9 protein-coding genes and 1 pseudogene are annotated in these 11,720 nt (G+C 44.3%); 3 read left to right on the forward strand and 7 right to left on the reverse strand.

The features are described 5' to 3' along the window. Positions 1 to 12: 12 nt before the first annotated feature. The 6 genes and pseudogenes from IUA53_RS18360 to IUA53_RS18385 all read right to left on the reverse strand — a co-directional run bounded on the left by IUA53_RS18360 (position 13) and on the right by IUA53_RS18385 (position 6,236). The gene (locus tag IUA53_RS18360; protein WP_044448895.1) at positions 13 to 1,038 is read right to left on the reverse strand and encodes a hypothetical protein; all 1,026 of its coding nucleotides are present in this window, start codon (positions 1,036 to 1,038) and stop codon (positions 13 to 15) included. Between the two features lie 117 nt (positions 1,039 to 1,155). Then, positions 1,156 to 1,578, reverse strand: a complete 423-nt coding sequence (locus tag IUA53_RS18365) for a hypothetical protein (RefSeq protein WP_196897523.1) — start codon at positions 1,576 to 1,578, stop codon at positions 1,156 to 1,158. Positions 1,579 to 1,973: 395 nt separating this feature from the next. Continuing rightward, positions 1,974 to 2,210, reverse strand: coding sequence for a serine hydrolase (locus IUA53_RS18370; protein ID WP_044448898.1), 237 nt, complete (start codon positions 2,208 to 2,210; stop codon positions 1,974 to 1,976). 206 nt (positions 2,211 to 2,416) lie between these two features. Continuing rightward, complete coding sequence (locus tag IUA53_RS18375) at positions 2,417 to 3,295, reverse strand: dioxygenase family protein (protein WP_196897524.1); 879 nt, start codon at positions 3,293 to 3,295, stop codon at positions 2,417 to 2,419. 212 nt (positions 3,296 to 3,507) lie between these two features. After that, positions 3,508 to 3,657: pseudogene (locus IUA53_RS20430) on the reverse strand (DUF4112 domain-containing protein); the annotation flags it as partial. A 125-nt stretch (positions 3,658 to 3,782) separates the two neighbouring features. Continuing rightward, complete coding sequence (locus IUA53_RS18385; RefSeq protein WP_196897525.1) at positions 3,783 to 6,236, reverse strand: ligase-associated DNA damage response DEXH box helicase; 2,454 nt, start codon at positions 6,234 to 6,236, stop codon at positions 3,783 to 3,785. A 146-nt stretch (positions 6,237 to 6,382) separates the two neighbouring features. On the opposite strand from IUA53_RS18385, the gene IUA53_RS18390 reads away from it, so the two are divergent. Both IUA53_RS18390 and IUA53_RS18395 read left to right on the forward strand, forming a co-directional pair. Then, positions 6,383 to 7,399 (forward strand): ligase-associated DNA damage response exonuclease, encoded by a 1,017-nt coding sequence (locus IUA53_RS18390; protein ID WP_332310830.1) that lies wholly within the window; start codon positions 6,383 to 6,385, stop codon positions 7,397 to 7,399. Continuing rightward, on the forward strand, positions 7,400 to 8,983 hold the full coding sequence (locus tag IUA53_RS18395; protein WP_196897527.1) for a cisplatin damage response ATP-dependent DNA ligase: 1,584 nt from the start codon (positions 7,400 to 7,402) through the stop codon (positions 8,981 to 8,983). 59 nt (positions 8,984 to 9,042) lie between these two features. On the opposite strand, the gene IUA53_RS18400 is transcribed toward IUA53_RS18395, so the two are convergent. Further along, positions 9,043 to 10,011, reverse strand: a complete 969-nt coding sequence (locus IUA53_RS18400; RefSeq protein ID WP_044058325.1) for a carbohydrate kinase family protein — start codon at positions 10,009 to 10,011, stop codon at positions 9,043 to 9,045. A 473-nt stretch (positions 10,012 to 10,484) separates the two neighbouring features. Here IUA53_RS18400 and IUA53_RS18405 point away from each other — a divergent pair, with 473 nt between their 5' ends. Further along, positions 10,485 to 11,648, forward strand: coding sequence for an ROK family transcriptional regulator (locus IUA53_RS18405; RefSeq protein ID WP_196897528.1), 1,164 nt, complete (start codon positions 10,485 to 10,487; stop codon positions 11,646 to 11,648). Positions 11,649 to 11,720: the final 72 nt, after the last annotated feature.

An 11,720-nucleotide genomic window follows, 5' to 3' on the forward strand; every position in this document is an offset into this window, starting at 1 on the left:
TTTAACAGATTTTTATGCATATTTGAACACCACATGTTTAGCTATTGTTGGTATTTCAAGATACTCATATGCAGCATTAACTTTTTTAATAAAATGCTCATCATTGGATAAAAGGAAATTACAAAATGATGCTATAGATGCGTGACTATTATCACTTGCTGCTGCAATAAATCGTCTTTCTTTGTGTACTTTTGAGTCAGGATAATACCCCAAAGTGTTTAACATATTATAAATAACCGTCACTTTTTGGTGTTTAAAATATGGCTGTTCTGGGTAAATAGGATTCTTCTTTAGTTGAAAAAACTCATCAATATCCATGTTTACTTGGCTATAAGTTGGGAGAGTTTTTAGTTTACCCCAAATTTTGACAAGCACATTTGGTGGTTCAATATTATTGAGTTGCTTGGGGCCAATTCCGACCTGTGAACGGAAATCTTTAATGCCATCCCAATTTTTATCATCTTCGATATTCTCAAGCATCATGCTTTCAGTTTTTTCTAATGTTGCTTTGTACTGGGAAATCATTTCCTGAGTGTAGCTTTGTAACTCGCTTTGAGTCTCTTCGGGAAACTCGTCAGAGTTATCCATTATTGATTCCATTAGCTCGGAGAATGCAGAGATTTGTTCATTATGAATATCATTTATGCTATCGCCTTTTCTTCCACCAGAGAATTTGAACAGCCATTGTTGCATTGCATATTCTATGTCGACACTATCGTCAATATTTTCACAATATTCTTTATAGACAACAAAAGGATCACGATCTCTTATTGTGGCGTTGTCAGTGATAGCAAAGCTAGGCGGTTCAACAATTAATTTTAAATAGTTAGCTTTAAGATCTTTAAGCACGTTAAGGAAAATCTCTTCAAAACCTTTAGAACGTCGAATTTCCTTGAGCGTTTCATCTGAATAAACTACTTGATAATCTTTTATAAGCATTTGGCCGAATTCACCTACTCCTTGTTTCGTGAAAAAATCTAAAACATTCTGATCAAGGTAAACAGTTGGCTTTCTTTTGTATGGTGGAATTGACTCCATTGCTTAATCCTTTATGCATAACTTTCCAATAACGGGCGCAGACATGTGGGGCATAATGGCGAAGCCGCCCCACGTGTATGCGTCCCAGCGAACGTAGTGAGTGTGTTGATTGGGTTGTTATGCACGTGCCAATTCAGGTTGATAAACCACTTTATCAAGCTTTAAGTTTTCTGATGCGCTCAACTTGTTCAATGCTTCACTAAATTCTACTGAGAATAATCGTCTGTTTACACAATGTATTTTTACTAAAACTTCAGCACGGCTTGTTTTAACTAACGTAAATGAAGAGAGTAGCACTTCTCCCGTTTGAATAGGAAGTAAAACACTGGGCTCGAGTAACTTACCAAACAGTGAACATTTATAGAAATTAAGAACTTTGTCTGAAACTTCTCGCTGAATTAAGTTGTATTCCGAAAGCTGTTTATCAAACGCGGTATGAACATTTTTAGGAACTGCTTGTAAACACGCCTTAATTGCGATGTGTTCGTGAACACTTAGTCGAGCTTTGCTATGAAATAATTTTAAGAGCAATGATTTCAAAATTTACACTCTAGTGCATAACAATTTAATAGCGCGCAAATCGCGCGTTTTTCTCCCGAGCGTGTGCTCGTTTTAATCTATAGTGCCATCGTTTCAAGTTTACTGAAAGTCAAAGAATACAAAGGTTGCGCATAATTGGAGCTAATTATGTTTAGGACAAAACGCGCGATTGGGTCGTTTTCCTGAATATAGGGGAAAGGTCGGTACAACTGTATATGCAAACAGATATCTAACTCTCAACTTCCGGTTTACGTACTTTGCTGCCTAACCTCGAACACTGACGGGCTTTAATAAACAAAATATAGTCACCACTACTTATAAGTTTGAGTTGAGCCTTGCGCTCAAGTGGTTGAGTGTATCGCTAACCTTAGTTGAGGATGAACGCACTGGAAACTTCAGGGTTCTTTAAACATCGTTGTAAGCAACCTTTCTCGTAGCGTTTTTCCGCTCACTTCGTCAATTAGAATAGTTAACAGCACATAGCCTATGTTGCCATAGTGCCATTTAATGTCTGGCGCATGGGCAAGAGGCAACGTTTTAACAAGAACGTGAAACTCTTCCACCGTAAGATAGTCTTCATTGCCAATACGAAACGGGTTACCCGATACAGCGGAAGACATCAATAAGGTCATAGGGTCCGCATCCCAAAAACGTATTCCACACCTTCGTCTTCTAACGCTTTTACAAACAAGTCAGACGCTTTCATGTGCTCCTCTCTCCTTTTAAGCTAAAAAATAATAGAGATCTTCGCTACGAGAAACCATCATAGGGATTTAAGACAGATAAAAAAATGCCCGCGAGCAAGCGCGGCATAATTTCAATGAAGGAAGAGGCGTGTTTATTCGCTAATAATAATACGTTTATAGGCAAGTAATGAGCCGTCTTCATTCTGTTCTATATCGAACAGGTAATCGTTATAGTCACTGCCAAAAACCGTATCTTGCCCTAGCAATGTATAAGGCTCTCCATGATGACTGTAGTCAACATGATTAGTACAAATGTCCTGACAAAACGCGTCAGTAAAGCCGAACTGAGAAATCAACTGATCATTGTTATTGCGACGAATGCGGAAGTGAATATGTATTGCTCTACTGCTATACCAACCAGGGAAGCAACTTTTTAGATTAACTCTGCCGCTGGAATCTGTTACCGCAATGCCTCGAAACCATTTGGCGCTCAGTGCGTCAGATTCATTGTCGGTACAGAAAGAGGAATTAAAATTGCTGCTGTCCGCACTGTCACTTGTATCACCAGAATAAATACCGTCAACATCACAGTGCCATACTTCAATTTCGTAGCCAGAAAGCGGATTACAACTTTCATCGATAAGCTGAAGACACAACATCATCGGTAGCCCGGTTTGCTCTTCGGAGATATCATCAAGATAGTCACTTTGAAAATAGCAAGGGCCTTCCGTTTGCGCGCCAGTTAGCGCAACGCTGCATACTGAACTGCTCTCGAACAAAGAATCATCTGGGAAGTCAGATACCATTGAGGCAGTGCCGCCACTTGCCCAGCCATCGGTACTCGTATCACTGCCATTATCGGTGCTATCGTCAGACCCAGTGGAACCATTTGTGTCAGAAGTGGTGGAATTAGAATCAGAACTACCGCAACCCCATAAGCCAATAGCGATAGGCGCTAGGGTAAGTCCAGCTGCCGTTTTAATGAAACGACGTCTCTTCAATGTTGTTTTATTATCTCGCTCTAAGGTCATTATTATGTTTCTTAAAAGTTGTGGTATTTGTAAAGACTACCTATACACAATTGCGTTCTACTCTTTACGCAAACTTTACGAGAGCTGACCAAATTATTAACTCAACATTGCGAATATTAGGCTCCATTGCTTTGCGACTTCCATTGTTCAAGTGCCTGTTGGGTCGCTTTGTCTACATTCGCTTTATTTTCAAAAATCCACCAACGCTCCATAATTCTTACATTCTTCTGATTTGCTTTGTAAAAAATATCAGCGACATCTCCGACAAAAGGAATAAGTTCCCTTTCAATGTAATCTAAGAAAGCATCCGCTTTACCGCTGGGTACATCGGCAGTTGCGTGTGGGGTAGGCGTATAATCTATCTATCAATATTCAAACTTACGAATGCTTTAGCAATAATGGTGAGTATTTCCAGGTAATGAGTTTGGTCTTCTCTCAAATACCTAGGCGTGTGTCAGACTTGTCCCTGCTCCACCGCTGTTAGCTTTTATGACAAAAGCGCCCGTACTTCATCCAGCATACTTTCCGCTTCGGCATACAAGTTAGCTTGTTCTAGCATGGCGTGGGCGCCAGCCCCCTTTATTTGCTCACTTCTTACATCTAAAACAATAGGAATGGCCATAGGAGACACCTTTTCAAGGTTGACTAATGTGGTTTTGCCTACATACCGAATAAGCAAATTCGCTAAGCGCTTTATGTCCAGCAGCTCACGCTCAGCATCTGCTCGGGCTACGGTTAGTAAGATATGGTCGGGGTCGTGCTCTCTCAGCGTATCGTAAATTAAATCGGTTGAGAAAGTGACTTGCTTCATGGTTTTTTGCGCCGCATGGTAGCGCTGCTCCGTTAATCCACTCACCACAGCCACCTGCCTGAATGAACGCTTCAGCATTGGCGCCTGTAACATCCAATCTTCTAACTCATCGCCTAAAATATCCGGTTGAAATAAGGTGGTAAGCTGCGCCTCACTAATACGATTTACCGCGCTAATCGACAGCCCATAGTCTGTCACACTAAAACTCAGCGGCTTAATGCCCATCTTTTCCATACGCCGGGTAATTAACATGCCTAAGGTTTGGTTGGCCTTTCTGCCATCAAAGGTATAAAAAAGCGTGTAATGGGTTTGTCTAAATGGAAATTGTTCAACCAACAGTTGCCCTGGAGACGGTAAGGTTGAGAAAGCTTGTTGCAAGCCTAACCACTCTTTCACTTGCGCGGGTAAATTACGCCACATGGAAGGGCTAGCAAGAATATCCCTTACGCCGTCGGCTAAGAACGTAGATAAGGGCATTTGCCCTCCGGCATAACTCGGTATTTTTGCTTCTTTCGCATTCGCCGGTTTTGCATGTAATTGCATGTCGCGGATAGCCTCAAATTTAAGTACTTGCCCCGCAAAGTAAAAGGTATCTCCTGGCACTAACTGTTGCGCGAAATACTCTTCAACTTCGCCGATAACTTTACCTTGATTGCCCCGCCGAATGCGCTTTACTTTTAATCTTCCTGCTTCGACTATGGTACCTATATTTTGCCGGTGCCGCTGAATCACTCGCTTGTTCGCGGGCGAATAGGTGCCATCGTTATTTTTAGTCAGCCGTTGGTATCGTTCATAGGCATTTAAGGCGCTACCGCCATCAAGGGTGAATTGCCACAATTTGTTAAAGTCGTCTTTGTCCAACCCTTGATAGGGCGTGGCGTTTAGTATTTCTTTATACAGCGCTTCAGGTGTACTAGGGTAACTACACAAACAATTTAGTATGAACTGAGGGATAATATCCATCGCCCCGGGCTGGGGAGACTCACCATCTAGCTGCCCTTTTTTGATCGCGGTAATCGCCGCCTGGCACTCTAGCGCCTCAAACCTATTTGCTGGCACAAGAAGCGCATCACTCGGTTCATCCAATCTATGGTTGGCTCGGCCTATTCGCTGGAGTAAACGGCTTACCCCTTTAGGCGCGCCAACTTGAATGACTTTATCCACATCCCCCCAGTCGATCCCAAGCTCAAGTGCTGACGTACACACTACAGCTCGTAGTTCTCCAGTAGCCATCAAGGATTCCGTTTTTCGCCTTTGCTCTTTACTCAAAGAGCCATGGTAAAGCGCAATGGGCAGCGCCTGTGTATTGGCTTCCCATAAATGTTGGAATAGCATCTCAGCTTGTGCTCGCGTATTGACAAACACTAAAGCAGTGCGTGCTTGAGCGATAGCGTGGTAAATATCATCAATAGCATAGCGCGCCATAAATCCGCCAAACGGTATCCTAGCCTTGGATTTCACTATTTTTATCTTTGGCTTTTTACCCGCTTTCACTTTTATAACGTGAGCCGTTTTTTCACTACCGGCCAACCAAGCACCTAACGTTTGGGGGTAAGCCACAGTGGCTGATAACCCTATCCGTTGAAGGTCGGGCGACAACGTATTTAGCCGCGCTAAGGCTAGCGATAAAAAGTCGCCCCGTTTGTTCGTATTTAAGCTGTGCGCTTCATCGATGATCACCCGCTTAAGCTTGCCAAATAAGGTGTCTGCGTCCGCATAACTTAGCATCAGCATAAGAGACTCTGGGGTAGTGAGCAAAATGTGCGGCGGCTTTCGTCGCTGCCTTTGCCGTTTATGAGAGGGGGTATCTCCGGTACGGGTTTCGGCAGTAATCGGCAATGCCATTTCTTCAATGGGCTGCAGCAAGTTTCTGTGAATATCTTGAGTCAGTGCTTTTAGCGGCGAGATATAAAGTGTATGTAGGCCCTTATGCTGATTTTCAGTTAGCTCGACTAAGCTAGGTAAAAACCCCGATAGGGTTTTCCCAGCGCCCGTAGGCGCTATTAGTAACGTCACCTTGTACTTATCTTTATTCACTAACATTTGCTTTTGATAAGGTCGCAAACGCCATGCCTTACTCGAAAACCAATGTGTAAAAACGTCAGGAATTGTTGGCCGCTTGGCTGTCATAAACGCTCGTTGGATGTCTTACATCAGAGTAAAATCTATACGTTGCTCATTCCCATAGGTTTATTTTGTTTCATATTCAACCAATTGCAACCTACCAACGTACCCATTTTCAACGTTGTTAAAACACCCTTAATGTAGGAGTCATGGTGCACCCGTCAAAGTGGATGAAGCCAGATGAGATTGGCTTGTTTTGCATACCCGGTGGTTTTTATATCGACCCCATGCAAAACGTGAGCACAGCCTTGATAACCCATGGACACGCAGACCATGCGAGGGCTGGTCATAAGCAGGTATTCGCTAGTCGCGAAACCCTCGCGATTATGCGTACTCGTTATGGTGACGACATGGCCGAAGAGCAGCACGTGGTTGATATGGAGGTGACCTATCATTTTGGTGAAGTGGCCGTTACCTTTTTCCCCGCAGGGCATATTTTAGGCTCGTGTCAGATACTGATTGAATATGGGGGCTATCGACTCGTGGTATCTGGAGATTACAAACGCAGACATGATCCTACTTGTCCGCCATTTAAGGTTATCCCATGCGACATTCTCATTACGGAAGCCACCTTTGGTTTACCGGTTTTTACTCACCCTCCCATTGACGTTGAAATTGCTAAATTGCTTCACTCTCTTACTGTGTTCCCTAACAGATGTCACCTTGTGGGTGCCTATGCATTAGGCAAATGTCAGCGAGTGATTTTGGCGCTAAGAAATGCGGGATACACGAAACCCATTTACCTTCATGGCGCTCAAATTAAGTTGTGCCTTCTGTATCAAGAAATGGGGATCGCATTAGGCGAGCTTGTACCGGTCAGCGAAGTGAACGACAAAGCTTCTCTGGCGGGAGAAATAGTGCTTGCGCCACCATCAGCCCTGGCCGACCGCTGGTCTCGAAGTTTGCCCCAAGTTCGCCCCGTCATGGCCTCTGGCTGGATGCAGATACGGGCGCGAGCGAAGCAACGGAATGCAGAGTTACCTTTAATTATTTCCGACCATTGCGATTGGCCAGAACTGTTACAGACCATCACAGAAGTTAACCCTAAAGAGGTCTGGGTTACTCATGGAAGGGAAGATGCGCTCATGTATCAAGCTGAAAAAATGGGTTACAAAGCAAGGGCTTTATCATTAGTGGGCTACGACGAAGATGAACAAGGGGCATCATGAGTGAAAGCGTTCAGTGAATTACTAGAACAAGTGTATTTTACATCGAGTAATAATGCGAAAGCGGAGCTTATTAAAGCCTATTTAGCCGCCACGCCCGATCCGGATAGGGGGTGGGCAATTGCAGCCATGGCCGGAACATTGAAGTTCGACTTTTTTAAGCGAAATACAATAAAGAAATTGATTAGCGAAAACGTGGATCCGGCCCTTTTTGCGATGAGTTATGATTATGTAGGCGAAGTCAGTGAAACTGTGGCGCATTTATGGCCTCACTACACGCCCGTTAGCCCTTTGCCTTCACTTAGTGAAACCGTAGAAACCTTTCAACATGTTAGCCGAAAAAACGTATCAACTACCTTAGCTCAATACCTTTCTAAAATGACACCCGCGCAACGCTGGGCACTACTTAAGCTGGGCACTAGAGGGCTTAGAATAGGAGTATCTGCCCGTTCCATTAAACACATATTGGCAGACTATGGAAATAAAGATATCAAGGACATTGAAACCTTGTGGCATGGCGTAAAGCCACCTTATACAGAACTGCTTGAATGGTTAGACAACAAGGCGCCAAAACCAGATATTTCTGGCCACGTGACCTTTCACCCCGTGATGCTATCCCACCCCATAGAAGACAAAGAGATTGATACGTTCACCCCCAAGGATTGGCAAATAGAAAACAAGTTTGATGGTATACGGGTACAACTTTCTTGCCACACTGGTGCCGCCGCCCCTGAAAAGGCACTTTATTCAAGAACGGGGGATGATATTAGCCAGAGTTTTCCTGACTTGCTAGGCGCGGTATCGGGTCATATGGTATTAGATGGTGAGCTGCTCGTCATGCATGGCGACACGGTAGACACCTTCAATGCGTTACAGCAACGCTTGAACAAAAAGCGCCCTTCTCAAACTCTACTTTCCTCCTTGCCCGCTGCCCTTATGGTATATGACGCCCTTGTATTAAACGGTAAAGATATGACTCACCTTCCTTTAGTACAGCGTCGTCAGCAACTTGAAAAATACCTGTCCAAGGGGGCACCTGAACGCCTTCATTTATCACCCTTACTGCAGGCCGATTCGGTCAATGACCTGCGCGATTTACATCTAAGCGTGTGTGAAAATCGTGCAATAGAAGGTTTAATGCTGAAGCGTTTAGATGGCACTTATGTACCGGGGCGACCTAAAGGACAGTGGTATAAGTGGAAGCGAGATGCGCTCACTGTAGATGCGGTGATTATGTATGCACAACGTGGGCATGGAAAGCGCTCTAGCTTTTACTCCGACTTTACCTTCGGAGCATGGCAAGGTGAGCGGTTATTACCCATAGGGAAAGCCTATTCTGGCTTTACCGATGAGGAGTTAAAAAAGCTAGACAATTGGGTTAGGCGCAACGCTATTGGCCGCTTTGGCCCAGTAAGGGAAGTGAAAAAAAGCTTGGTGGTTGAAGTGGCCTTCGACGCCGTGCACCCATCAAGTAGACACAAGTCGGGGGTTGCTATGCGGTTTCCTAGGATCCACAGAATTAGATGGGATAAACCGGCCGAACAAGCCGATACCCTTGCAAGCGTTAAGTCGCTCATTGAAACCTAAAAGCGCAGGCTACTTATTGCCTGTAACCTGGCAATAAGTAGCACCAATATATGTCAGAACTATTGTGCAATATCAGTTTGTGTAGGCAACGCACTGAATGCGCCATACTGCGTCACGGTGAATGCGCCACAGCGAATAGCAAATTCTGTTGCAGCACTCACATTCTCAAAACTTTCTACCCAAGCATTAAATTCTGTGGTGTTGGCCACCTGCGTAGTGAGGTAATAGAGGAAACCTCCGATGAAGGAATCTCCAGCTGCTGTGGTATCTTTTACATCCATTTTAGGTGACGCTAACGTACCGCTAAATTCCCGCGTGATGTATTGAATAGGCTCGCCACCGTCGGTAACCAATACCACTTTCACGCCACTGTCTAACCATTGCTGGACTTTTTCTTTGGCATTTTCTTCGCCGTACAATTCAGCCAGCTCTTCTTTACTCGCCTTCAGCACGGTCACTTTCTTAGCGACTTCGTCAATACGACCCGGCGCGTTCGCTGTATCATCCCAGAAAGCCGGGCGGTAATTGATATCTAAACACACCATCATATTGGCTTGCTTAGCTTTCTCTAAAATATATTCTGTACCTGGAATGAGCTCTGGCCCTGCGATAGATCCTGAACAAAAATGCAATATGCTGCTTTCATCACAGTTTACTGTAGCCAGGTCGTCTTCGTTAATATGTTTATGCGCTGCATTGTCGACATAAAAATCAAAAGAGCGCTCACCATCTGCGTCTAGGTTGACGAACGCAAGAGCTGTATTGCCTTTGTCACAACGCCATACATGGTCGGTGTTCACGTTATAGTGGTTTAACATTTCCGTTAAAAATGCGCCGAAAGTGTCATTACCCACTTTCGACACCATGGCACTTTCTCCGCCTAACTGAGCAACCCCAACGGCCACATTAGCAGGAGCGCCACCAGCATAAGGCTGGAATGGCTTCATTGCGGGAATATTGCCCTCTTTGGGCGCGGCGCCTTGGCTCAACATATCGATTAATACTTCGCCTAAACATAAAACTTTCATTTTCCACCTCAGAGCATTTCAAGTAGTTAGTCATTAACATTTTTTGTTTGAGCGAAGGTATTGCTGGAGTACATTGCTCACTTTCGCACCTGAGAGCCTAGCGCAGTATGTCATGCTTTGCTCATATTAAGTGCCAATGCGTTAATGATTCGTTAATCAAATTCGCGACAGTATTCACCAACGCGACAAATAAATCAACCATGTTGATTTATTTATTTCGTTGTTTGTTTTTTAAACTCACCGTCGTCATTTTTATGTTTTTGAATCTAGGGAATTTTTAGAGTAGGTTGATATTTATGACAGTAATCTAAAAACCTCAGTGCAAATACCTAGGTGAGCGAGTTCATTTCACAAATCATAATGAGGCAGTTTAGACATGACATGAATCTTTTTATTACGGCAGGGAGGCAAAATAAATCAGCAAATATGATATAAATGATGTTATACACCGCGCGAAGGAATGATCAACTCACATGACGACTGCAGAAGCTCCAACCCTTCTCGACCCTCGTACTCAAAACGAACGCGACATGTTACGGCTTATAAGGCAAGAACGTGCCTTACCTAAAGCTGAGATAGCCAAGCGTACGGGCCTGTCCGCGCAATCAGCGACAGTGATTATTAATAAACTTGAGGCGGATGGGCTAGTGTGTCGGTTACCCGCGATTCGTGGAGGGGTAGGCCAACCCAAAATTCCCTTTGGCCTAAATGCACAAGGTGCATTTAGCGTCGGGCTTAAAATTGGTCGCCGCAGTTATGACATGCTGTTGCTAGACCTTTCTGGTCACGTTCGTGCCACACTTCATGAAAATATCGCTTACCCCACGGTAGACTCTTTACTTACCTTTTCACAGCGTGCCTTTGCACTTTTAGCACAACAACTGAATGAAGAAGGTGTATCACGCATTCGAGGCTTGGGTGTTGCCATGCCCTTTGAAATATGGAGTTGGGCTGAAGAAGCTGGTGCATCAGTTGAAGCGTTGAACGCCTGGCGTACCGTTGATATTAAGCAAGAGCTTGAAAACCAACTGCATTTACCGGTATTTGTCAGTAACGACGCCACCGCCGCATGTGGCGCAGAAATGGCCTTTGGTAATAGCCAACGTCTTAATAACTATATGTATATGTTTGTGGGTACATTTTTAGGTGGCGGCTTGGTCATTAACGGTAATTTATTTACCGGTAAATCGGGTAACGCAGGGGCAATAGGTTCGTTACCCTTCCTTGCGCCGCACAGCACACATGGCGCAGAATCCAGCCAGCTTATTACGCAGTCATCTTTGTACCTACTAGAAAAGGCACTGACCCATAAAGGTGAAAACGGCCTTCGCATTTACGATGACACTGAACATTGGCCTGCTTATGGTGAAGTATTGGATAATTGGATACAGCAAGCTTCATTGGGGTTAGCTCACGCTGCACACTGCGCCTTTACCTTGCTTGATCTTGACGGCGTTATTATTGAAGGGGCTATGCCACTAAAAATAAAGCAGCAGCTGGTAGAGAAAACAAAAACGGCACTTGCTAATGTAGACCATCGAGGCGTTAATTTCGGGGGCGTAAAAGCGGGCGAAGTTGGCAGTAAAGCCCAGTCTATCGGCAGCGCTAATTTGCCTTTAATTGCTAACTACTACTAAATTTCACACCCACTAAGCCATAGAGAAAGGAAGTGATTCACCACTTCCTTTAACTCGTTAACGGGTTTTCTC

Source organism: Alteromonas sp. B31-7, assembly GCF_015767655.1.
Taxonomy (GTDB): Bacteria; Pseudomonadota; Gammaproteobacteria; order Enterobacterales; family Alteromonadaceae; genus Alteromonas; species Alteromonas australica.

Excerpts from the sequence above, each read along its gene's own strand:
- IUA53_RS18360 (WP_044448895.1), bottom strand. The coding sequence starts at position 1,038 with ATGGAGTCAATTCCACCATACAAAAGAAAGCCAACTGTTTACCTTGAT.
- IUA53_RS18370 (WP_044448898.1), bottom strand. The coding sequence starts at position 2,210 with ATGACCTTATTGATGTCTTCCGCTGTATCGGGTAACCCGTTTCGTATT.
- IUA53_RS18375 (WP_196897524.1), bottom strand. The coding sequence starts at position 3,295 with ATGACCTTAGAGCGAGATAATAAAACAACATTGAAGAGACGTCGTTTC.
- IUA53_RS18385 (WP_196897525.1), bottom strand. The coding sequence starts at position 6,236 with ATGACAGCCAAGCGGCCAACAATTCCTGACGTTTTTACACATTGGTTT.
- IUA53_RS18400 (WP_044058325.1), bottom strand. The coding sequence starts at position 10,011 with ATGAAAGTTTTATGTTTAGGCGAAGTATTAATCGATATGTTGAGCCAA.
- IUA53_RS18405 (WP_196897528.1), top strand. The coding sequence starts at position 10,485 with ATGACGACTGCAGAAGCTCCAACCCTTCTCGACCCTCGTACTCAAAAC.